This window comes from Kribbella sp. WER1 (assembly GCF_054189145.1).
In genome coordinates this window covers 1,031,110-1,052,473 of record NZ_CM135186.1, presented here as the reverse complement: position 1 = coordinate 1,052,473, position 21,364 = coordinate 1,031,110, and the positions used below count along the sequence as shown (strand labels likewise).

Below are 21,364 nucleotides of genomic sequence, written 5' to 3'. Positions count from 1 at the left end.
GCATGACGATCCTGAATGCCGCCCGGACCGCGGCGGCCCACAAGCGCGACCGGACCGCGAAGCCGACCGTCGGCCTCGGCCTCCGGATGCGCCGGAACTGGCAGTTGTACGCGATGCTCGCGGTACCGCTGATCTGGCTGGCGGTCTTCGCCTACTGGCCGATGTACGGCGTGATCATCGCCTTCAAGGACTACAACGTGGTGTCCGGGATCTGGGGCAGCCCATGGGTCGGCCTGAAGCACTTCGAGCGGTTCGTCGACTCGTACCAGTTCTGGCGGCTGATCCGGAACACCGTGTTCCTGCACGTGTACGAGCTGGTCGCGACGTTCCCGTTGCCGATCATCCTCGCGCTCTGCCTGAACACGGTCCGGAAGAAGTGGTTCAGCCGGTCGGCGCAGCTGATCACCTACGCGCCGCACTTCATCTCGACCGTGGTCGTGGTCGGCCTGCTGGTCGTGCTGACGAACCCGAACACCGGCGTCACGAACCAGCTGCTCGGGCTGTTCGGGTTCGGCCCGGTCGACCTGATGGGCGATTCCGGACTGTTCCGGCACCTGTACGTCTGGTCCGGTGCGTGGCAGACGATGGGCTTCTCGGCGATCATCTACCTCGCGGCGCTGACCAGCGTGCCGCCGGAGCTGCACGAGGCGGCGATCGTGGACGGCGCGTCCCGGTTGCGGCGGATGTGGCACATCGATCTGCCGGCGATCGTGCCGGTCGCTGTCATCCTGCTGATCCTCGACGTCGGTCGGATCCTGTCGGTCGGGTTCGAGAAGGTGCTGCTGATGCAGAACAACCTGAACCTGGATGTGGCCGAGGTGATCGACACGTACGTGTACAAGATCGGTCTGGCGTCGGCGGTGCCGCAGTTCAGCTACGCGACCGCGATCGGGCTGTTCCGATCGGTGATCGGGCTCGTGTTGCTGGTGCTGGCGAACACCTTCGCCCGCCGGTTCGCCAAGTCCAGTTTGTGGTGAGCTAGCTGGACTGCCGGTGCAGTCCGGTGGCGAGAACGCCGGACAGCAGCAGCGCGCAGGTGCTGGTCATGCCGGCCAGCACCTTCACGCCGTTCAGGCCGGTGGCGGTGTCGGTACCGAGCACGATCGCGGCCGCGACCGCGAGGACGACCAGCCCGAGCCAGATCACCAGTGCGGCGCGCTTCTCCTGCTGGGCGATCGCGGCGTACACGACGAGCTGGAGAACGGCGTACGCCGAACCGGCGACGGCGAACAGCCAGGTGTACGGGCCGAGCGGGGCGTACTTCGCCTTGCCGCCGATCACCTCGACCACGATCCCGGGCAGGATCAGCGTGCCGGCGACCGCGCAGGCGCCGAGGCCCGCGACCGCGAAGATCGCCCGCCGGAGCCGGACCGTGTCGCCGGGGGAGTTGGCCAGCGACGGGAACACCAGCACGATCACGAACTGCGGGAGGAACAGGCACGCCTTCGCGATGATCAGCCCGGCGGCGTAGTACCCGCTGTCCTTCTCGTCGAGCAGTGACCGGGCGAACAGTACGTCGGCGTTCGCGAGCGCGAAGAACGCGAGCAGCGTGTGCGTGCCGTGCACGGTCTCGCGCAGTACGTCCTTCACGTCCTTGCCGGTCGCGCCGTCCGAGTTGCGGAGGAAGAACTGCCCGAGGACGGCCGGTACGGCGGCACCGACCGCGAGGCCGGCCATCGCCCAGTCGAGCGACGGGTGGATGATCAGCGCGCCGCCGCCGAGGACCAGCCGGCCGATGCCTGCCGCGGTGTAGACGGCGGCCAGCTCCGTCCAGCGGTGGCTGCCCTGGAGGATGCCGAGCTGCGATCCCATCAGCGTGAGGCCGCCGAGCGTCGGCGCAAGCAGCAGGATCGCGACCACCGAGTCGACGTGCAGCAGCCACATGAACACCGGCGTCAGCACCAGGCACAGCACCGTCAGCCCGAGCGCGGACCGGCGGCCGGCCTTCAGCATCGCGTCGGACAGCGTCGCCGCGCCGTCCCCGGTGTGGGTGGCGAGCTGCCGGGCGCCGGTGGCCTGCAGGCCGAGCGACGCGACGTTGCCGATCAGCAGCAGGCCGAGCAGCGCGGTGATCGCACCGAACTGCTCCGGCATCAGCCGCCGGGACCCGATCAGCGTGAAGCCGTACGCCGCCACGTTCATGATCGCCATGGCGACGGCGACGACCGTGGCACTGCGCAGGAAGCTTTTGCGGGGAGCCTGCGGTTGCGGCGCCGGGGTGGTGCCAGAAGTCATGCGTGCTGCCTCGGGTCTGATGTGAGATTTGCCGGACCTCACGGTACGGCAACGATGCCACTGCGGAGCCGCCGGATCCGTTAATGTCCCGCCGGTGGGGAGGCTGACAGCAGGAAGTGCGGGAAGTAGTGGGCAGGTCGTGTGGCGCGCACGGCTTGTTCTGGGCTGCCTGGCCTTGATCGCCCTCTGTTTCCAGCATGCTCCCGGCTTGGTCGTCCCCGACCGGAAGCTGGAGCTCACTGCCGGACCTGGCGGCTTCCTCTCCCGTGCGATGCACCTGTGGGACCCGCACACGGGTTTCGGCCAGCTGCAGAGCGACGCGTACGGCTACCTGATGCCGATGGGGCCGTTCCACTGGTTGCTGGACGCGCTGTCGGTGCCGGACTGGATCGTCCAGCGCCTGTGGTGGTCGTTGGTGCTCTGCGTCGCCTTCCTCGGTATCTGGAAGCTCTGCAACGTCCTGCAGTACGGCGTGCCCTGGACGCGGTTCGCCGTCGGTCTTTTGTACGCGTTGGTGCCGCGGGCGTTCGGTGAGCTCCCGATCGAGGTGTGGCCGATGGCCATGGCCCCGTGGGTACTGCTGCCGCTTGTCTCGCCACGTGTCCGCTCCGGCTGGTGGCGGGCGAGCTGGTCCGCGGTGGCGTTCGCACTGATCGGCGGCGCCAGCCCGGCCGGGAGCGCGGCTGTGCTCGTTCTGCCCGCGGTGTGGTTGGTACTGCGAGCCTGGGTGAAGCTCACGCTCGTCTGGCTCGCCTTTGTCGTGGCCGCGTCGATCTGGTGGCTCGTACCGCTGCTGATGCTGATCAGGTACGGTGCTGCGCCGCCGGGGCCGCGTTGGGTGCCCGTGGCGGGTGCTGTTGTAGGCCTACCGCTCGCCCTGGCCGCAGCGCACTACCTGCCGCGGCTGACCACGCTGTCTGTGTCGCGTGGCATCAACCGGCGCGTCGTACCCATCCTGGTGACCAGCCTCGCCGCGGCTGCTGCGCTACCGGTCGTCCTCACCCAGCCGGCCGGCGCCTTCGCCGCGATCCCGAAGCACTGGGAACAGGCAGCACAGTGGCTCGACGACCAGTCCGCGCCCGGCAGTGTGGTCGTCCTGTCGACCTCCACCGAGCCGCTGGCCGCTCTGGTGAAGCGACCGATGGCCGCGCTCACCGACGATCTTCGCCGCCGCGTGGACTCGGGGGTCGGCGACGAGACGCTGCGGCAGGAGCTGACCCGGGACGGTATCCGTTACGTTGTCGTGCGCAACGATCTCCTGGACGGTACGCCGGCGCTCGCGCTGCACGAGAGCCTGGCCGACGCCGGCATCGGGCGGGTCGCGTACTTCGGTCCGGCCGGCGAGACCCGGCTACCGTACCCGAGCGTGGAGATCTACGACGTCGGCGCGACCACGCCCGGCCGGCTCGTGCCGCGGTCCCGGCTGGTCGCGGTCGGCGGCAGCGCGGACGACGTACCGACGGTGGTGACCGCGCTCGGCGGGGAAGGCGCTGCCGTACTGCGTGGGGACGCGCGCGGGAAGGTCGACGGGCTGCCGTTGGTCGAGGCCGACGGCCAGCAGCTCGACCAGGTGCCCAATGCCGTCGTCATCCGGAACCAGCAGATCGGGCGCTCCGCCTGCCTGCACCTGGGTGCGCGGGCGCTGTGCAGCCCGGACCAGGCGAAGGACTCCGGCGAGCCGAACGGGCTGTCCCGGGCGATCCACATCCCGGAGGCCGCGTCGTACGAATTGCGCGGGACCGCGTTGACGAAGGACGGCGACACGCTCGAGCAACTGCTCTCGGTGCCCGGCGCGATGACCGCGACCGCGTCGTCGCGGGCGATCGCCGCGCCGGAAGGCCGGCCGGGTGCCGCGGTTGATCGGTCCACCGGGACGGGCTGGCTTGCGGCATCGGACGACCCGAAGCCGAGCCTCACACTCACGCTGCCGACCGCGAAGGACGTGCGCGGGCTGCGATTCCAGTCCGACGCCTACCTGAACGGGTCGCGGCCCGCTGCCGTCACCGTGCACTTCGACAACAGCGAGCCGGTGAGCGCCACCGTCGACGACGCCGGGTACGTCCGGTTCCCGACCCGGCACACGCGGACCGTCAAGATCGACTTCACCGCGACCAAGCCGCTCCAGGACGCCCGGACCAGCCCGGTCGGCGTGTCCGAGGTCGAGGTGCTCGGCGCGGACGACCTGCGCAAGGCAATCGATCCGAAGCGGCACGTGCCGGTGTACTGCGGTAATGGGCCGGCGGTGCGCGTGGACGGCGTACCGATGCGGACGCAGGTCGCGGCGACGATGCAGCAGCTGCTCCTGCGGCAACCGGTGCCGTACAGCTTGTGCGGACCGGTATCGGTGGTCCCGCTGCGCTCCGGGCAGCATCAGATCGAGGTGCAGTCGAACGGCGGGCTGGTGCCGGTCGAGGCGACGTTGGCCAAGGCCGGGCTCGGTTCAGTCCAGGCCCAGCCGATCCAGGGCGTCGACGTGTGGCGACCCAACCCGACGGAGCTCACGGTCGAGGTACCGGGTGCGGACGAGCAGTCGGTGCTGGTAGTGGCGCAGAACTACAACGAAGGCTGGGAGGCGTACGACGGCAGCGGCCGAAAGCTCACGCCCATCCGCGTCGGCGGTTGGCAGCAGGGCTGGCTGCTCCCCGCTGGTCAGGAGCAGGTCGTGACAGCCCGCTTCATGCCGGACCGAACCTACAGAGCAGCGTTGCTGCTCGGGCTGGTCGCTTTGCTCTCGGTCTTGGCAGCGGGCGTCTTCCTTCCCAAGACAGGCCGCTCCAGAAAGCGATAGCTGATCGCTGCGAGGGCTACAGCGCCCAACAAGGTCACAGGCAGCTGTACCGCGAACGGGCCGTGCAGGAGTCCTAGCACGACGAACTGGTACACGACGACGCCGTAAGAGAGGTGTGCGCCGATCTGTGCGCGTCGACCGCCCAGTATGCGGACGGTCCTCGCGCTTGGCGTCAGGACCGGGAAGTGCACACAAGCGACGACCAGTGTGTAGAGCAGGCTCTTGAACAGCGCCTGCGCCGGTGTGGGCGTCGAGTGGTCGTACGGGCCGGCGATCGGAGTGGCCGCGACCAGCAGGAGTGCGGCGGCGATACCCCAGAGCGTGCCGGGGACCCTGGTCAGTGTGTCAAGTGTTGACGGGCCGAGGCGCCCGGTGGCGCGGGCGACCTGCCAGAGCGCCATTCCCATGCCGACGGCGTACCAGCCGAGGTATCCGGGCAGCCAGAGGCCTGCGTCCGGGTGGTCGGTGGCTGTTACGGCTGCCATCCACACCGGCCCCAGGACGGTCAGGGCGACCAGCACGAGCAGCCGCCAGCGGACACTGCGCCGCGTGGGGCGTTCGTACCCGGTCAGCAGCCGGCCGAGGCCAGGCAGGAGTAGATAGAACGGGAGCGGTGTCAGGGCGGCCCAACGCAGGTAGGTCGTCGCGGGGTGCGGGACGAGGACGACGGACAGTACTACGGCGACCAGGAGTGGCGGGAGGATGCGCAGGGCTCGGCTGCGGAGGTACGGCAGCGTCAACGGCGGCAGGGTGCCCGAGAACCAGGCCAGCACGTGCGGGCGGTACAAAAGGAAGCCTGAGAGTGCGCAGAAGATCGCCCAGCCGACGTCCAGTCGCGACACCACTCCGGCGAACGGCGCGTGGGTGTGCAGGCCGACCTGGGAGATCACCACCGCGAGCGCGGCGATCACCCGCAGGCCGTCGACTGCCGGGAAACGCGTGTCTCTCATGGTTTATGGGCCGTCCAGATCGCCGTCCCCGGGACGAGCGGGCCGCGGACCGGGCCCCAGCCGCCCCAGATCAGGTCGTGACCGGCCGGCCATTCGGGTTCGAGCAGGTCGTCGACGACGAAGCCCGCGCCGGTGAGCTCCCGGATCCAGTCGCCGGTGGTGCGGTGGTGCTCGGCGTACACCGGCGTACCGGCGTCGTCGACCTCGACGTACGGCGTGCGGTCGAAGTACGAGTGGGTGATCCGCAGCCCCGCGGCCGACGGGTCGTCCGGCATCGTCCAGCGGAACGGGTGCGTCACCGAGAACACGAGCAGGCCGCCCGGCTTCAGGACGCGGGCCAGCTCGCGGAACGCCGTACCGACGTCGGCGACGAACGGGAGCGCGCCGAACGCCGAGCAGGCGATGTCGAACTCGACGTCACGATAGGGGAGTGCGACGGCGTCCGCGGCGACCGTACGGACCGTGGTACCGGTGCGCTCGTCGAGCGTCTTCGCGATCCGCAACTGCTCGATCGAGATGTCGAACGCCGCCACGTCGGCGCCCTGCGCCACCAGCCACCGCGCGCACTGGGCGGCGCCGCAGCCGACCTCCAGAACCCGCTTGCCGCGCACCGGACCGAGCAACCGCGCGTCCGCCTCGTCGACGCCCTCCGGGGACCAGACGAACCGGTCCTCACCGAGAAACTCGCCGTGCTCCGCGAGGTACTCCTCGGCGACGTCATTCCAATAGGTACGGCTGGCCCGCGACGTCTGCGCTTCCGTCAACTCAACCCTGTGCGGCTCGACCACCGCCCAAGCCTAGGGGACCCCGGAGTCTGCAGCCTCCGAGGTCCGCGATCAGCTGCCGAGGTTGCGCTCGGCGTAGACCTTCATCGCGTCACGCAGGTAGTCGACCACGTCGTCGCCGATGCTCTGACGAAACCGTTCGTCGTCGACGTACAGCTGTCCGAGCCTTTCGTACGCCGCACGTGTCGGCGTCCAGAACAGGCACGTGACCTCGTAGTGCAGCTGGATCAGCTCCTGCACGCTCAGCTCGGTCACTGCGACCCCTTCCGCCTTGAGCGCGGCCAGCCCTTCGTGGACCCGCGTGTACCCGGTGCGGGCCTTCTCGGCGTCCGCATCGGACCAGCCACGCATCCGCTCGTAGCTCGCGTCCACGGCCGCGTCGCCCCAGCGCTCGCGCGCCTCGGCCTCGTACGGGTTGTGTTCGAACCCTTCGAACACCTTCTCCGGTGACATCTCTCCTCCTTCCTTCAATCTGGCGATGGTTGTGTCGACGGTCCGGACCAGCCGGCCAAGACGCAGCTGCTCCCGAACCAGCCACTCCTTGTGCCTGGCCAGCACCTCGATCACGTCCTGCCCGTCCTGCTGTGCCAGCACCTCGCCCACCACGTCCAGGCTCAGCCCGAGCTCCCGCAGCAACAGAATCCGCTGCAGCCGCAACAGCTGCTCCTGCTCGTAGTACCGCCGCCCGTTGGCGGCGACCCGCGCCGGAACCAGCAGACCGATCGCGTGGTAGTGCCGGAGCGTCCGCGAAGTGACGCCGGAGGACCGGGCCACCTGGGCGATCGACCACGCCATCGGACTGCTCCTTTCCCTCGACCTGATCGACGATAGATATTGCCGCTACGTCAACTTCAAGCCGATTTGGCAGGATCTGCGTATGAGCGACTTCAGCGGTACGGCGGTTCCGCTCGCCGGCGGGTACGGCGGGCAGACGTTCGCGGTGAGCGCGGGCGGTGAGGACGCGGTCATCAAGTTCTACGCGAAGGACCCGGGGCGGGCGGCCGTCGACGCGGGGTTGCTCGAGCTTGTCCGGGGGCTGCTGCCGGTGCCGCGAGTGCTCGAGCTCAAGCGGGACGGGTCGTACGAGGAGCCGCCGTACCTGCTGACCGAGCGGCTGCCGGGGGTCAACCTGCAGGTGTTCCTGGAGACGGCGGCCGACGAGCAGCGGCGGACGGTCGGGAGGCAGCTGGGGGAGTTGCTGGCGCGGCTGAGCGGGATGCCGTTCCTGCGGCCGGGGATGTTCCGCGACGACGAGCTCACGGTCGAGCCGTTCGGGCTGGGCGACCTGGCGGAGTACGTCGCCGGACTCGGGCTGGGGCTCGCCGACGGGTTCGCGACCGTGATCGACGAGGCGGAGGAGCTGCTGGCCGGCGGTGCGGACCGGTTCTGCCTGGTGCACAGCGACTTCAACCCGAAGAACCTGCTCGTCGACCCGGACACCGCGCGGATCACCGGGCTGGTCGACTGGGAGTTCGCGCACGTGGGATCGCCGTACGCCGACCTCGGCAACCTGCTGCGATTCTGCGAGGACCCGGTGCTGGCCGGCGCCGTACTGGCCGAACTCCGCTGGCTGGGGGAGCCGCTGGTGGACCTCGGCCGGGCGGCCGACCTGTGGGCGCTGCTGGACCTCGCCGGACGGGCCGCGGAGCACGAGATCGCGGCCCGCGCGCACCGTCTGGTCTCCCGGATGGCGGACACGGGCACGCTGGCCGGCGGCCGGCCGGACCTCGACGTCGTCCATGACGTCGTACGCTGAGATCAGCTGCAGTTCAGTGGCACGTCGGGACACCTCGGCGGGCGGCCGGTGACGCCGGGTGCCCCAGGTTGTGCTGTCCGAGTCAAGACCGGTATTCTGTGAGATGCGCTATGGGCCCGCGCGACCTCGGACGGAGCAGGCTCGTGACTCGCAGCAGCTCGGTGGTGAATCTGTCGTCTTCTGGCAATCCCGCGGTTTGGTGCGATCCAAAGGAACATGGCGCAACCGCACGACACCACCAGTCCACGGAGCAACCCACCACATGACGGCCAGCATCGAGGCTCCCCTCGACCCCGCAGTTCGCAACACCCCGCAGGTAGCGGTCAATGACATCGGGTCGGAGGAAGACTTCCTCGCGGCGATCGATCAGACCATCAAGTACTTCAACGACGGCGACATCGTCGAGGGCACCATCGTCAAGGTCGACCGGGACGAGGTCCTGCTCGACATCGGTTACAAGACCGAAGGCGTGATCCCCTCCCGCGAGCTGTCGATCAAGCACGACGTCGACCCGAACGAGGTCGTCAACGTCGGCGACCACGTCGAGGCCCTCGTTCTCCAGAAGGAGGACAAGGAAGGCCGCCTGATCCTCTCGAAGAAGCGCGCCCAGTACGAGAAGGCCTGGGGCACGATCGAGAAGATCAAGGAAGAGGACGGCGTCGTCACCGGTACCGTCATCGAGGTCGTCAAGGGTGGTCTCATCCTGGACATCGGCCTCCGTGGCTTCCTGCCGGCCTCGCTCGTCGAGATGCGCCGGGTCCGCGACCTCCAGCCGTACGTCGGCCAGGAGATCGAGGCCAAGATCATCGAGCTGGACAAGAACCGCAACAACGTGGTCCTGTCCCGCCGGGCGTGGCTGGAGCAGACGCAGTCCGAGGTGCGGATGAACTTCCTCACCCAGCTGCAGAAGGGCCAGATCCGCAAGGGCGTCGTGTCCTCGATCGTCAACTTCGGTGCGTTCGTGGACCTCGGCGGCGTCGACGGTCTGGTGCACGTGTCGGAGCTGTCCTGGAAGCACATCGACCACCCGACCGAGGTCGTCGAGGTCGGCCAGGAGGTCACGGTCGAGGTGCTGGACGTCGACATGGACCGCGAGCGCGTCTCGCTGTCCCTGAAGGCGACCCAGGAAGACCCGTGGCAGCAGTTCGCCCGGACCCACCAGATGGGCCAGATCGTGCCGGGTAAGGTCACGAAGCTGGTTCCGTTCGGTGCGTTCGTCCGCGTGGAGGAGGGCATCGAGGGTCTGGTGCACATCTCCGAGCTGGCCGAGCGGCACGTCGAGATCCCGGAGCAGGTCGTCCAGGTCAACGACGACGTCATGGTCAAGATCATCGACATCGACCTGGAGCGGCGCCGGATCTCGCTGTCGCTCAAGCAGGCGAACGAGGGTGTGGACCCGGTCTCGGACGACTTCGACCCGACGCTCTACGGCATGACGGCGACGTACGACGACCAGGGCAACTACATCTACCCGGAGGGCTTCGACCCGGAGACGGGCGAGTGGCTCGAGGGCTTCGACGCGCAGCGTGAGGAGTGGGAGCGGCAGTACGCCGAGGCCCACACGCGCTGGGAGGCCCACAAGAAGCAGATCGAGGAGGCCAAGACGGCCGACGTGGAGGCCGGCGAGGCGTCCACGTACTCCTCGGCCGCTGCCCCGAAGGACGACGCTCCCGTCGAGGGTGCGCTCGCTTCCGACGAGGCGCTGCAGGCGCTCCGCGAGAAGCTGACCGGCCAGGGCTGATCGCTTCAGCTGTAGCCTTCGAGACCCCCGCATCCACCAGGATGCGGGGGTCTCGTGCGTCCGGCGACGCAGCGCTCAGTAGGGTGCTGGCGTGCTGAGAGTGGGACTGACCGGGGGCATCGGGTCCGGCAAGAGTGCGGTGTCGGCGCGGTTGGCCGCCCGGGGAGCCGTGCTGATCGACTCCGACGTGCTGGCGCGGGAGGTCGTGGCCCGCGGTACGGACGGTCTGGCCGAGGTGGTCGCGGCGTTCGGGCCGAAGGTGCTGACCACCGACGGCGACCTGGACCGGCCCGTGCTCGGGAAGATCGTCTTCGGCGACGAGACCGCGCGGCGCACGCTCGAGGCGATCATCCACCCGCGGGTCCGGGCCCGGGCCGCGGAGATCGAGGCGGCCGCGGCGGCGGACGCGGTCGTCGTCCACGACATCCCGTTGCTCGTCGAGACCGGCCAGGCGGACCGGTTCGACCTGGTGCTGGTGGTCGACGTACCGGTCGAGGTCCAGGTCGAGCGGCTCACCGCGGACCGCGGGATGACCGCCGCGGAGGCCGGGCAGCGGATCGCCAGCCAGGCGTCGCGCGAGGACCGGCTGGCGGCCGCGGACGTCGTACTGGACAACTCCGGCAGCCTCGCCGACCTGGATCGCCGGGTGGCCGAGGTCTGGGCAACGTTCGAGCAGCGACTGAGCCACGGTCCGGACACGAAAAGGTGACCCCTGCGCGGGAAATGATGCTCCCGGGACCCCCTGTACGAGAATCTGTCCCGGTCCGGCCCGAACCGTTCGGGGCCGGACACGGCCGGCGCGCCCTGCGCCGGGCCGGACGTCCGAGGTTGGGAGGATGGCGTGGTCTGTCCGCGCTGCAGCTCTGACGTCCCCGAGGTGTCGACGTTCTGCCACCACTGTGGCAACGACATGCGCACCGGGGACGCCGAGCGGAAGAAAGCGTACGCCGCCAGGCCCGACGAGCCGGTGGCGTCCTTCAAACTGGTCTCGACGATCATGCCGCAGGGGTCCGGCAAACAGCCGTACACCTACAAGGTCGCGCTCGGCATCGCCCTGCTGCTGACCGTGGTGACGGCCGCGCTCGGCGCGCTGCCGGTGGCGATCATGATCGCGGCCTTCGCCATCCCGATCGTCTACATCATCTACTTGTACGACGTGAACCTCTGGGAGGACGAGCCGATCCCGGTGGTCGCGGCGGCGTTCGTGCTGACCGGACTGCTGGCCTGGCTGTTCACCTGGATCTGGTCGGACAAGATCGGCCTGTCGCTCGACTCGATCGGCAACAACAGCGCCGGGCCTTCTGGCCGGGACCTGCTGATCCTGCTCCTGCTGGTGCCGGTGGTGTCCGAGCTGATCCGGCAGATCGGCCCGCTCTACCTGGCCTCCCGGCCGCGGTACGACGACCTCATGGACGGCTTCACGTTCGGCGTCGTCGCCGGTGTCGGGTACGCGTGCTTCGAGACGCTGGTGCTGCACTGGGGCTGGATCAACGGCGGCTTCGCCGGTCCGGGCAGCAGCGCCGGTACCTGGATCTCGATCGTGGTGCTGCACGGCTTCATCAAGCCGCTCGTGTACGGCTCGGCGACCGGTCTCGCGGGCGCGGAGTTCTCCGGCCTCGGCGAGGGCTACGACGGCTTCACGCCGCGCTGGGTGGCCGGCCTGCTGCAGGCGATGGCGGTGAACGCGCTGTTCCAGGGTGGGGTCTACCTGCTCGGGTTCGTCGGCGGCCGCGGTTCGACGATCGGGGCGATCCTCGGCATCGTCTGGGGTCTGCTGCTACTCGGTGCGCTGATCATCCGGGTCCGGACCGTGCTCCACAAGGGCCTCCTGGAGGCGGCGCTGGAGTCGGCCGCGCGCGGTGGTTCCAACCACGCGTCCGGTGAGTTGGCATTCTGCTCGCGGTGCGAGATGCCGCTGCTCCCGCAGTCCGACTTCTGCTCCGCCTGTGGCAACTCGGTGCGTTCGGTACCGAAGTCCGCCCGTGGGGTGTCCGCACCGACCGCTGCGACGAGTGGAGAGACGCAGGCATGAGCAACCAGCAGCAGCCGCCGTACGGTGGCCAGGGCGGCCAGGGCGGCCAGCAGCCGTACGGCGGGCAGCCGGGACAGCAGCAGCCTGGGTACGGCCAGCAGCCTGGGCAGCAACAGCCTGGGCAGTATCAGCAACAGCCGGGGTACGGTCAGCAGCCGGGGCAGTACCAGCAGCAGCCGGGGCAGCAGACGTTCCCGGGGCAGCAGGGTCAGCCTGGGCAGCAGCAGTTTCAGCAGCCGCAGCAGCCGCAGCAGAGTTACCCCGGCCAGCAGCAGTACCAGCAGCAGGGGTTCCCGGGCCAGCAGCAGTACGGCGGCCAGCAGTGGGGCGGCCAGCAGCCGCCGCGCCGGGGCGGCAACAGCAAGACGCTGCTGATCGCCGGCGGTGCGTTCGCCCTCGTCGCGATCATCGGCGTGATCCTCGCGCTGGTCTTCAAGGGCGGGAACGACGACACGGCCGACCCGACGCCGACCACGTCGACGTCCGCGCCGACCGCGAACCCGACCGACGGCCCGACGGGTGAGCCGACCGCGAACCCGACCGGTGAGCCCACCGCCGAGCCGACCGCGAACCCGACGACCCAGCCGAGCTCCGGCGGGGACGAAGGCATCGCGGTCGCCGAGGGCGTCTACGTGAAGCCGCAGCCGGGCTACGTCCGGCAGAGCCTCGACGGCTACAAGGGCGTGTTCCTGGTCAAGCAGGGCGAGGGCCTGTTCATGGTCGCGGCGGCGAAGTCCTCCGAGTCCAGCCAGTCGATCCTGTCCGACGTGGTCAAGGCCAACACCAAGTCGCTGTCCTCGGTGCAGACCAAGCAGGTCAAGACCGCGACGCCGGGTCCGGACGACAAGACGCCGGTGAAGGTTCTGATGTCGCAGGCGTACTCCGGCGTCACGACGTCGCAGAGCGGCAGCTTCGCGGTGGTCGGGTTCGTCGCGGTGATCGAGCGCAACGACGGCGTGATCACGGTCGCGCAGGCGTACGGGCGGAAGGACAAGCTCGCGACGCTCGACCCGGACTCGACCGCGATGCTGAAGTCGGTGGTCCAGAGTCAGTGAGCGGAAAGCGCGACAAGGGTCCTGCCGGTAACCCTTGGGTCAACCAGCCAGGACCGGACGAGGGCCGGGGCGACGAGCCGGAGGAGCAGCTTCCGCCGTCGCCCTGGAACCTCGAGGTGCAGCCGCCCCCGTCACCGTGGGGCGGCTCCGGCACGCCCGGACCCAACGGCCCGGGCGGTCCCGGGCCGGGGCCTGCCACCCAGACGTCCTCGTCCTGGGGTGACAAGGTCGGACCGCCGTCGCTGCGCCGCCCGCCGCCGGAGAAGAAGAAGCGTTTCCCGCTGCCGAACGTCCCGCCGCTGCTGATCCCGATCGGCGCCGGCCTGCTCGTCGTGATCATCGTCGCGATCGTCCTGGTCGCGTTGTCCGGCGGCGACGACAAGGCCGACCCGCCGCCGGCCACCCCGGCCAGTACGCCGACGGCTCCGAAGTCGTCGTACCAGCCGCCGTCGAACGCGATCCCGGTGGGCTTCGGGGTGTCGGTGGTACCGGCCCAGGGCTGGACCGTCTACACCAAGGAGACGGCGGGCAAGGAGCTCGCGATCTACCCGCCGGGCAAGACCGACGGCGCCCGGGCGTTCTTCTGGGTCCGGCAGAAGCGCGACGTGACCGCGAACGCGTACCTGCTCGGCATCGTCGAGGGCGAGACCGACAACGAGGTCGCGCAGCTCGGCAGCGTACGGAACCTGCCGTGCCCCAAGGACGTCTTGGTGGAGTGCGTTGCGATCGACTACACCTCTACTTTCACGAACAACGGTGCCGAGACGAAGATCAAGGGCTCGGTCGAGGCGTACCGGCGCAAGGACGGTGTGGTCACCGCGCTGGACTTCCGGACCAACGCCGACTTCGCCCCGAAGGCCGAGGCGGACGCCGCGATCATGAAGAAGTCCGTGATCGACAGCCTGTGATCCAGAACTACCGCGAGGAACAACTATGAGTCAGCAGTACGGTCCACCGCCGGGCCCGCCGCCGGCCCCCGCCCCGCCCGCCGGCGGCTGGGGTCCCGGGCCGACGCGGCCGAGTCACCCGCCGAAGTCGAGCAAGATGCCGTGGATCATCATGGCCGGGGCGATCGTCGCGGTGCTGCTGGTGGCGGTCGGCGTCGTACTGCTGGTGACCGGCAAGGACGACGGCAAGTCCGCGGCGGAGCAGTCGCCGGAGCCGCTCGGCACCATGTACACGCCGTCGCCGACGCCCACGCCGAACGACTCCAAGGGGCCGAACGACGTCGGCGTCGAGGTCGGGTACGGCGTCTGGTTCACGCCATCGAAGGGCTGGCTGCCGGACTGGGACAAGACCAAGGCCGGGAAGAACTACATCCTGCAGCAGTTCAACGCCCGGGGCCTGATCGACGGGTACTACTGGGTCCGGCAGACCACGCTGTACGACGCGAAGGGCTTCGCCGAGCACCTGGTCGACGTCGAGTCGAACGGGATGCAGGGCGTCCGGATCGGCAAGGGCGCCGAGTGCAAGCCGGCGAACCCGAACATCAAGGCGTGCTGGGCGCTGACCTACACGGGTGACTGGGTCGCCAAGGACGGCCGGCACGTCTCGATGCAGGGCTTCGTGACGGCGTACGAGGACGAGTTCAAGCGCGTCACGGCGACCGACGCAGCGCTGGAGACCCGGGTCTACAAGCGCCGGGTCAACGAGCTCCAGTACATGAACGCGAGTCTCATCAAGAGCTTCTGACCTGGGGTTTCACGCCTGCAACCACCCGCCGAGCGCTGCGAGGCGGGTGCGTTTTTAGAAACTGTCGGCGGTGGGCCGTACGGTGGTGGGCATGAGACAGGTGTCGGATCTCCAGCGTATGGTCGCCCCGCTGAAGGTGGTGTCGGACTTCGAGCCGGCGGGTGACCAGCCGGCCGCGATCGCGGACCTCGAGCGCCGGGTGAACGCCGGCGAGCAGGACGTCGTGCTGCTCGGCGCCACCGGTACCGGTAAGACCGCGACGATCGCCTGGCTGGCCGAGCGGATCCAGCGCCCGATGCTGATCCTGCAGCCGAACAAGACCCTCGCCGCCCAGTTCGCGAACGAGCTGCGCCAGTTCTTCCCGGACAACGCCGTCGAGTACTTCGTGTCGTACTACGACTACTACCAGCCCGAGGCGTACGTCCCGCAGACGGACACCTACATCGAGAAGGACTCCTCGATCAACGAGGAGGTCGAGCGGCTCCGGCACTCCGCGACCTGGTCGCTGCTCACCCGCCGCGACGTGGTCGTGGTCGCCACCGTCTCCTGCATCTACGGCCTCGGCTCCGCCGACGAGTACCTGAACCGGATGATCCACGTGAAGGTGGGCACCGAGATGGACCGCGACGGCCTGCTCCGCCAGCTGGTCGGCGTGCAGTACGCGCGCAACGACCTGGCCGGCACCCGCGGCACGTTCCGGGTCCGCGGCGACACGCTCGAGGTGTTCCCGGTGTACCAGGAGCTCGCCGTCCGGGTGGAGTTCTTCGGCGACGAGATCGAGCGGCTGATGACGCTGCACCCGTTGACCGGCGAGGTGCTGAGCGAGGAGGACGAGCTCTACATCGGCGCCGCGACGCACTACGTGACCGCGCCGGAGCGGATGGAGAAGGCGATCACCTCGATCGAGGCGGAGCTGGAGGAGCGGCTCGCGGAGCTCGAGCGCAACGGGCAGCTGCTGGAGGCGCAGCGGCTGCGGATGCGGACGACGTACGACATCGAGATGATGCGCCAGATCGGCACCTGTTCGGGGATCGAGAACTACTCCCGGCACACCGACGGCCGCGAGCCGGGGACCGCGCCGCACTGTCTGCTGGACTACTTCCCCGAGGACTTCGTGCTGGTCATCGACGAGTCGCACGTGACCGTCCCGCAGATCGGCGGGATGTACGAGGGCGACATGTCCCGGAAGCGGACGCTGGTCGAGCACGGGTTCCGGCTGCCGTCGGCGATGGACAACCGGCCGCTGCGCTGGGAGGAGTTCCTGGAGCGGATCGGACAGACGGTCTACCTGTCCGCGACCCCGGGGCAGTACGAGCAGGACAAGTCCGACGGGTACGTCGAGCAGATCATCCGGCCGACCGGTCTGGTCGACCCCGAGGTGATCGTGAAGCCGACCAAGGGGCAGATCGACGACCTGATCCACGAGATCCGGGTCCGGGTCGAGCGCGACGAGCGGGTGCTGGTCACCACGCTGACCAAGAAGATGTCCGAGGACCTCACCGACTACCTGCTGGAGATGGGGATCCGGACCAGGTACCTGCACAGCGAGGTGGACACGCTGCGCCGGGTCGAGCTGCTCCGCGAGCTGCGGATGGGCGAGTTCGACGTACTGGTCGGCATCAACCTGCTGCGCGAGGGCCTGGACCTCCCGGAGGTGTCGCTGGTCGCGATCCTGGACGCCGACAAGGAAGGCTTCCTGCGGTCCGGCCGATCACTGATCCAGACCATCGGCCGTGCCGCGCGAAACGTGTCCGGCCAGGTGTTCATGTACGCCGACAAGATCACCCCGTCGATGGAGCAGGCGATCGACGAGACGAACCGGCGGCGCGCGAAACAGATCGCGTACAACGAGGAGCACGGCGTCGACCCGCAGCCGCTGCGGAAGAAGATTGCCGACATCACCGACATGCTGGCCCGCGAGGACGCGGACACCGCCGAGTTGCTCGGGTCCGGCCGCACCCAGTCCCGCGGCAAGGCGCCGGTCCCGGGTGGCGGCAAGGCCAAGGCGGGGGAGAAGGCGAAGGAACTGGCCGGCGGCCTGCCGTCGTCCGACCTCGCCGACCTGATCCAGCAGCTCACCGACCAGATGCACAACGCGGCCGCCGAGCTGCAGTTCGAGGTCGCCGCCCGCTTCCGCGACGAAATCTCCGAACTCAAGAAGGAGCTCCGCCAGATGACCAACGCCGGCGCGAAGTAGCGCCGGCGCGGACCGCATCGCCCAGCCATCTTCTTAACCGGTGATGCGGTCCAGGAATCCGCGGAGCCAGGTCAGTTCGGCCTCGGCCATCGCTCGCCGGTACTCGTGGTCCGCCAGGTCCAGAAGGGTCGGCGGCCGGTCGGCCGCGGCCAGTCCTTCCGCGGTGGCGGCGTCGAAGGCGACGAGTTGCCGTTCGGCGGTTCCCAGTCGCTGGGTGAGCGCGGCGACGATGTCGTCGTGCGGGAGTGCCGAGGCGAAGGAGAGGGCGGCTGGGAAGCTCGGGTACTCGTCGACCGGCGTACTGAGCAGGTCTCGCACCCATCGCTGGGACAGCTGCCGTCCACGGTCGGTGGTCAGGTAGAGGGTGCGCTCCGGCCGGCGTTCCTGCCGAGCGGTCTCGACCGCTTCGATCAGCCCGTGGCGCTCGAGCCGGCTGATCGTCTGGTAGATCGCGTTCGCCTGGGTGACGTTGACGACCTGGTCCTTCTGCCACTCCCGGATCCGTTGCCGCAGACCGTACGGGTGCTGCGGGTGCTCGGTCAGCAGTACCAGTACAGCCATCGCGAGCGGCGAGCGTCGTACGGCCGCGTCCTGCTCGCCGTCCGCTGTCTGCCGGTTGCTGCTCGCCGCTCGTGCCATGGCGTCATCCTGCCATCGAGTCCCGCTCTACCCGTCGAGCGACAGCAGCGACGGTACCGCGTCGGCGAGGTCGTCCGGATCGGTACCCGTCCACGCGACGTAGCCGTCGGGCCGGATCAGGCTCACGAGCGGCGCCGGTCCGTAGCTGCTCCACGCGGGCCCAGCGCCGATCCGGTACGCCTCCACAGGCAGCTTCGGCTGCACTCGGCGGATCGCGTCGAGCCAGGGCCGCGGGTCCGTCGGAGCGAACAGCACGTAGCCACGACCGAAGAGATCGTGGGTCGAGATCCGGTCGTCGACCCAGACGTGCGGCGCGCGGCAACCTGGGCGGACCAGGCGGTCGAGCGTGTCGCCGAAGACCGTGGTGTGGTCGGCGCCCGCGAGCGCGTCGGACCGGTAGCGCTGGCCGAGCGTCCAGAGCTGGTCGTCGGTCGTGTCGTCCTCGACCGTCGTGCCGATGCGCTTCAGCTGTCTGTTCACGATCAGATCCGACAGCTCGGCGGCGACCGTCCGGCGCTCCGCCTCGTAGCTGTCGAGCAGCCTCTCGCCGGCCCACGCACGCAGTACCCCGGCCAGCTTCCAGGCCAGGTTGTGCCCGTCCTGGACGCCGGTGTTGGCGCCCATCGCACCGGCGGGCGGCCAGGTGTGCGCGGCGTCGCCGGCCAGGAAGACCCGGCCGTCGCGATAGCGGCCGGCCAGGCCGATCGTCTGCTGCCAGCCGGCCACGTCCTCGATCTCCACCGTCAGGTCCGGGACGCCGACCGCCGCGCGGACCGCGGCGATCGCCCGTTCGGTCGTGAAGTCCTCGAGCGACTGACCGGCGGCCGGATCGTAGGCGACGTTGAGACTCCATCGCCCGGGGTCCGCGGTGGTCACCAGTCCGGCACCGACCGCGTCGTTCGCGATGATCCAGAACAGCGCGCGACGGGACACGTACGGTGTGAGGTCTGCCCGGAACACGATGCTCGCCGAGTGCTGGACGACGCCGGGGCCGGTCCGCGCGATGCCCAGCTGCTCGCGGATCGGGCTGCGATGTCCGTCGGCCGCCACTACGTACCGCGCCTCGACCGTCGCCGTGTCACCGGTCGCGAGGTCGCGCAGTACCGCGGTCGCCCGTTCGTCGTCCTGGGTCAGTGACACCAGTTCGGTGCCGAAGCGGTACGACGTGCCGCGGGCGCGTCCGGCCGCGATCAGGATCGGCTCGATCGCGCTCTGGTCGGCCTGGCAGAACTCGGACGGGCTCAGGTCCGGCCACGCCTTCGGAGCGTCGTCCGCGAACAGCCAGTGCCACTGTCCGGCGAGCGACTCGCAGCGCGCAACGCCCCAGTCGTCCGCGAACGGCCGTCCCGCGGCGCGGATCTCCTCCTCGAGTCCGAGGGCCCGGTAGAGCTCCATCGTCCGCTGGTTGATGCCGCGTGCGCGGCCCTGGATCGAGGCGCCCGCGTGCCGGTCGACCAGGACCGTCCGGACGCCGAACTCGCCGAGGAAGACCGCGGTGGCCAGCCCGACGAGCCCGCCGCCGACAACCAGCACCTCGGTAGTCTCACTAATAATAGTCATATTATGACTATACCTGATGGTTCTAGGGTGGGAGCGTGTTCGATCACTTGTCATTGCAGTGCGACGACCTCGCGGCGAGCCGGCGGTTCTATGAGTTGGTGCTGGGGCCGCTCGGGGTCGGGGTGACGATGGACTTCGGAGACGTGCTCGGCTGGTCGGGTACGGATGGGGTGCCGAAGTTCTGGCTCGGGAAGCAGACGACCGGCGGGGCGCAGCGGGAGATCCATCTCGCGTTCGGTGCCCCGGACCGGGCGACCGTCGATGCCGTGCACCGGGCGGCGCAGGAGGCCGGGATCGAGGTGCTGCATGCGCCGCGGGAGTGGCCGGAGTACCACCCGGGGTACTACGCCGTCTTCCTCCGCGACCCCGACTCGAACAACGTCGAGGTCGTCACGCATGCCTGACCGGCTGACCGCGGACGACCTGCGCGAGTACTGCCTGGCGAAGGCGGGAGCCTGGCCGGACGAGCCCTGGGACGGGGACACCGTCGCGAAGGGCGGTGACAAGATCTTCGCGTTCCTCGGCGCGAGCGGGGTCGGGCTCAAGTGTGGCGCGAACCGGGAGGAGGCCGACGAGCTGATCGACTCGTCGTACGGCACCGTCGTCGCCAAGCTCCCGCGTCGCCTGCGACCGGTGTGACGTACGACGCGGTGGGGTGAACGGACGGTCACCACGGACCGTGACCTGGTTCTGACCGGGTTGTGATCAACGCCCCGGGGTGTGGATTTGGAATCTCGGACGCGGAGCCGTCAGAATAGGGGCCAGAGAAGGGGAGTATTCCTTTCGCGGCGGCATCGTCATCACGGCCCGGGTTCGTCCCAGGGCCCGGTGCCTCCGGTCTCACCGGTTACGGACGGTGAGGCGGAAGAGACCTTCGGAGTGGATGTTTTCGTCTGAGCTCCGGAGGATTTCTGTGCACGTTGCTGACTATGTCTGGTACATCACCGTCGGCCTGCTGCTCGCGCTGCTGGCCTTCGACGTCTTCATCATCGGCCGCCGGCCGCACGAGCCGAGCACCCGCGAGTCCGCGACCGCGATCGCGTTCTACGTCGGCCTCGCGGCGGTGTTCGGGCTCGGCGTGTGGTGGTTCTCCGGCGGGCAGTACGCCGGGGAGTTCTTCGCCGGCTGGCTGACCGAGTACAGCCTGAGCGTCGACAACCTGTTCATCTTCCTGATCATCATGTCCAGGTTCCAGGTGCCACGGCAGTACCAGCAGACCGCGCTGCTGATCGGCATCATCCTGGCGCTGGTGTTCCGCGGGGTGTTCATCGCGGTCGGCGCGGCGGCGATCAACCAGTTCTCGTGGGTCTTCTACATCTTCGGCGCGTTCCTGGTCTACACGGCGGTCCACCTCGCGAAGCAGGGTGAGAACGACGAGGACGACTTCAAGGAGAACGCGGTCATCCGGTTCGCGAAGAAGCGGCTGAACGCCACCGACGAGTACAACGGCGTGAAGCTGACCCTGGTACAGAACGGCAAGCGCCTGGTCACCCCGATGGCGCTGGTGATCATCGCGCTCGGCACGACCGACCTGCTGTTCGCGCTGGACTCGATCCCGGCGATCTACGGTCTGACCCAGGAGCCGTTCCTGGTGTTCACCGCGAACGTGTTCGCCCTGATGGGGCTGCGTCAGCTGTACTTCCTGCTCGGTGACCTGCTGAAGCGGCTGGTGTACCTGTCGCTCGGCCTGTCGGTGGTGCTGGCCTTCATCGGCGTGAAGCTCGTCCTGCACGCGATGCACGTGAACGAGCTCCCGTTCATCAACGGCGGCCACCACATCACCTGGGCCCCCGAGATCCCGATCTGGTTCTCCCTCGGCTTCATCATCATCACCCTCGGCATCACCACCGCCGCGAGCCTCGCCAAGTCCCGGAAGACCCCGGCCGACCAGCCGGAGCTCCACCCGAAAGAGTCCTGAACAGACCGATCACCCC

The 21,364-nt window shown here is 69.0% G+C and carries 19 protein-coding genes; 13 read left to right on the top strand and 6 right to left on the bottom strand.

Translation table 11 applies throughout. The features are described from left to right. The first annotated feature begins 2 nt into the window (after positions 1 to 2). On the top strand, positions 3 to 977 hold the full coding sequence (locus tag ACXJJ3_RS05205; RefSeq protein WP_458168791.1) for an ABC transporter permease: 975 nt from the start codon (positions 3 to 5) through the stop codon (positions 975 to 977). Between the two features lies 1 nt (position 978). Here the strand turns inward: ACXJJ3_RS05205 and ACXJJ3_RS05200 are convergent, their stop codons facing one another. Further along, positions 979 to 2,235 (bottom strand): polysaccharide biosynthesis protein, encoded by a 1,257-nt coding sequence (locus ACXJJ3_RS05200; RefSeq protein WP_458168790.1) that lies wholly within the window; start codon positions 2,233 to 2,235, stop codon positions 979 to 981. Between the two features lie 94 nt (positions 2,236 to 2,329). Between ACXJJ3_RS05200 and ACXJJ3_RS05195 the strand changes: the two genes are divergently transcribed. Continuing rightward, complete coding sequence (locus tag ACXJJ3_RS05195) at positions 2,330 to 5,023, top strand: alpha-(1->3)-arabinofuranosyltransferase domain-containing protein (protein ID WP_458168789.1); 2,694 nt, start codon at positions 2,330 to 2,332, stop codon at positions 5,021 to 5,023. On the opposite strand, the gene ACXJJ3_RS05190 is transcribed toward ACXJJ3_RS05195, so the two are convergent. From ACXJJ3_RS05190 to ACXJJ3_RS05180, 3 genes are all read right to left on the bottom strand, one after another. Beyond that, complete coding sequence (locus ACXJJ3_RS05190) at positions 4,927 to 5,973, bottom strand: acyltransferase family protein (RefSeq protein WP_458168788.1); 1,047 nt, start codon at positions 5,971 to 5,973, stop codon at positions 4,927 to 4,929. The genes ACXJJ3_RS05195 and ACXJJ3_RS05190 overlap by 97 nt on opposite strands. Next, the gene (locus ACXJJ3_RS05185) at positions 5,970 to 6,737 is read right to left on the bottom strand and encodes a class I SAM-dependent methyltransferase (RefSeq protein ID WP_458168787.1); all 768 of its coding nucleotides are present in this window, start codon (positions 6,735 to 6,737) and stop codon (positions 5,970 to 5,972) included. Before ACXJJ3_RS05185 ends, ACXJJ3_RS05190 begins: the two co-directional genes overlap by 4 nt. 72 nt (positions 6,738 to 6,809) lie before the next feature. After that, the gene (locus ACXJJ3_RS05180; RefSeq protein ID WP_458168786.1) at positions 6,810 to 7,553 is read right to left on the bottom strand and encodes a MerR family transcriptional regulator; all 744 of its coding nucleotides are present in this window, start codon (positions 7,551 to 7,553) and stop codon (positions 6,810 to 6,812) included. A gap of 82 nt (positions 7,554 to 7,635) precedes the next feature. On the opposite strand from ACXJJ3_RS05180, the gene ACXJJ3_RS05175 reads away from it, so the two are divergent. The 8 genes from ACXJJ3_RS05175 (at position 7,636) to uvrB (ending at position 17,231) form a co-directional block, all read left to right on the top strand. Beyond that, positions 7,636 to 8,514 (top strand): phosphotransferase family protein, encoded by an 879-nt coding sequence (locus ACXJJ3_RS05175; protein WP_458168785.1) that lies wholly within the window; start codon positions 7,636 to 7,638, stop codon positions 8,512 to 8,514. A 262-nt stretch (positions 8,515 to 8,776) separates the two neighbouring features. After that, positions 8,777 to 10,255: a 30S ribosomal protein S1 gene (rpsA, locus tag ACXJJ3_RS05170; RefSeq protein WP_458168784.1), complete on the top strand. Its 1,479-nt coding sequence runs from the start codon at positions 8,777 to 8,779 to the stop codon at positions 10,253 to 10,255. Positions 10,256 to 10,346: 91 nt separating this feature from the next. Continuing rightward, positions 10,347 to 10,964, top strand: coding sequence for a dephospho-CoA kinase (gene coaE, locus ACXJJ3_RS05165; protein ID WP_458168783.1), 618 nt, complete (start codon positions 10,347 to 10,349; stop codon positions 10,962 to 10,964). Between the two features lie 201 nt (positions 10,965 to 11,165). Next, a complete protein-coding gene (locus ACXJJ3_RS05160) occupies positions 11,166 to 12,287 on the top strand; it encodes a PrsW family glutamic-type intramembrane protease (RefSeq protein ID WP_458168782.1) in 1,122 nt (373 codons plus the stop codon). Further along, entirely contained in the window at positions 12,284 to 13,342 is a 1,059-nt protein-coding gene (locus ACXJJ3_RS05155; RefSeq protein ID WP_458168781.1) for a PT domain-containing protein, read from the top strand. The genes ACXJJ3_RS05160 and ACXJJ3_RS05155 overlap by 4 nt, the downstream gene beginning before the upstream one ends. Beyond that, positions 13,339 to 14,250 (top strand): hypothetical protein, encoded by a 912-nt coding sequence (locus ACXJJ3_RS05150; RefSeq protein WP_458168780.1) that lies wholly within the window; start codon positions 13,339 to 13,341, stop codon positions 14,248 to 14,250. The genes ACXJJ3_RS05155 and ACXJJ3_RS05150 overlap by 4 nt, the downstream gene beginning before the upstream one ends. A gap of 25 nt (positions 14,251 to 14,275) precedes the next feature. Then, on the top strand, positions 14,276 to 15,034 hold the full coding sequence (locus ACXJJ3_RS05145) for a hypothetical protein (RefSeq protein ID WP_458168779.1): 759 nt from the start codon (positions 14,276 to 14,278) through the stop codon (positions 15,032 to 15,034). Positions 15,035 to 15,125: 91 nt separating this feature from the next. After that, entirely contained in the window at positions 15,126 to 17,231 is a 2,106-nt protein-coding gene (gene uvrB, locus ACXJJ3_RS05140) for an excinuclease ABC subunit UvrB (RefSeq protein WP_458168778.1), read from the top strand. Positions 17,232 to 17,264: 33 nt separating this feature from the next. On the opposite strand, the gene ACXJJ3_RS05135 is transcribed toward uvrB, so the two are convergent. Both ACXJJ3_RS05135 and ACXJJ3_RS05130 read right to left on the bottom strand, forming a co-directional pair. Then, positions 17,265 to 17,870: a PadR family transcriptional regulator gene (locus tag ACXJJ3_RS05135; protein WP_458168777.1), complete on the bottom strand. Its 606-nt coding sequence runs from the start codon at positions 17,868 to 17,870 to the stop codon at positions 17,265 to 17,267. 27 nt (positions 17,871 to 17,897) lie between these two features. Next, positions 17,898 to 19,430: an FAD-dependent monooxygenase gene (locus ACXJJ3_RS05130; protein ID WP_458168776.1), complete on the bottom strand. Its 1,533-nt coding sequence runs from the start codon at positions 19,428 to 19,430 to the stop codon at positions 17,898 to 17,900. Positions 19,431 to 19,465: 35 nt separating this feature from the next. Between ACXJJ3_RS05130 and ACXJJ3_RS05125 the strand changes: the two genes are divergently transcribed. From ACXJJ3_RS05125 to ACXJJ3_RS05115, 3 genes are all read left to right on the top strand, one after another. Further along, complete coding sequence (locus tag ACXJJ3_RS05125; protein WP_458168775.1) at positions 19,466 to 19,834, top strand: VOC family protein; 369 nt, start codon at positions 19,466 to 19,468, stop codon at positions 19,832 to 19,834. After that, a complete protein-coding gene (locus tag ACXJJ3_RS05120; RefSeq protein ID WP_458168774.1) occupies positions 19,827 to 20,069 on the top strand; it encodes an MmcQ/YjbR family DNA-binding protein in 243 nt (80 codons plus the stop codon). The genes ACXJJ3_RS05125 and ACXJJ3_RS05120 overlap by 8 nt, the downstream gene beginning before the upstream one ends. A gap of 274 nt (positions 20,070 to 20,343) precedes the next feature. Then, the gene (locus ACXJJ3_RS05115; protein ID WP_458168773.1) at positions 20,344 to 21,348 is read left to right on the top strand and encodes a TerC family protein; all 1,005 of its coding nucleotides are present in this window, start codon (positions 20,344 to 20,346) and stop codon (positions 21,346 to 21,348) included. Positions 21,349 to 21,364 lie beyond the last annotated feature (16 nt).

Bases quoted from the DNA above. Each gene is read 5' to 3' on its own strand.
- ACXJJ3_RS05205 (WP_458168791.1), top strand. From the start codon at position 3: ATGACGATCCTGAATGCCGCCCGGACCGCGGCGGCCCACAAGCGCGAC.
- ACXJJ3_RS05200 (WP_458168790.1), bottom strand. From the start codon at position 2,235: ATGACTTCTGGCACCACCCCGGCGCCGCAACCGCAGGCTCCCCGCAAA.
- ACXJJ3_RS05190 (WP_458168788.1), bottom strand. From the start codon at position 5,973: ATGAGAGACACGCGTTTCCCGGCAGTCGACGGCCTGCGGGTGATCGCC.
- ACXJJ3_RS05180 (WP_458168786.1), bottom strand. From the start codon at position 7,553: ATGGCGTGGTCGATCGCCCAGGTGGCCCGGTCCTCCGGCGTCACTTCG.
- ACXJJ3_RS05175 (WP_458168785.1), top strand. From the start codon at position 7,636: ATGAGCGACTTCAGCGGTACGGCGGTTCCGCTCGCCGGCGGGTACGGC.
- rpsA (WP_458168784.1), top strand. From the start codon at position 8,777: ATGACGGCCAGCATCGAGGCTCCCCTCGACCCCGCAGTTCGCAACACC.
- ACXJJ3_RS05160 (WP_458168782.1), top strand. From the start codon at position 11,166: ATGCGCACCGGGGACGCCGAGCGGAAGAAAGCGTACGCCGCCAGGCCC.
- ACXJJ3_RS05155 (WP_458168781.1), top strand. From the start codon at position 12,284: ATGAGCAACCAGCAGCAGCCGCCGTACGGTGGCCAGGGCGGCCAGGGC.
- ACXJJ3_RS05145 (WP_458168779.1), top strand. From the start codon at position 14,276: ATGAGTCAGCAGTACGGTCCACCGCCGGGCCCGCCGCCGGCCCCCGCC.
- uvrB (WP_458168778.1), top strand. From the start codon at position 15,126: ATGAGACAGGTGTCGGATCTCCAGCGTATGGTCGCCCCGCTGAAGGTG.
- ACXJJ3_RS05135 (WP_458168777.1), bottom strand. From the start codon at position 17,870: ATGGCACGAGCGGCGAGCAGCAACCGGCAGACAGCGGACGGCGAGCAG.
- ACXJJ3_RS05130 (WP_458168776.1), bottom strand. From the start codon at position 19,430: ATGACTATTATTAGTGAGACTACCGAGGTGCTGGTTGTCGGCGGCGGG.
- ACXJJ3_RS05120 (WP_458168774.1), top strand. From the start codon at position 19,827: ATGCCTGACCGGCTGACCGCGGACGACCTGCGCGAGTACTGCCTGGCG.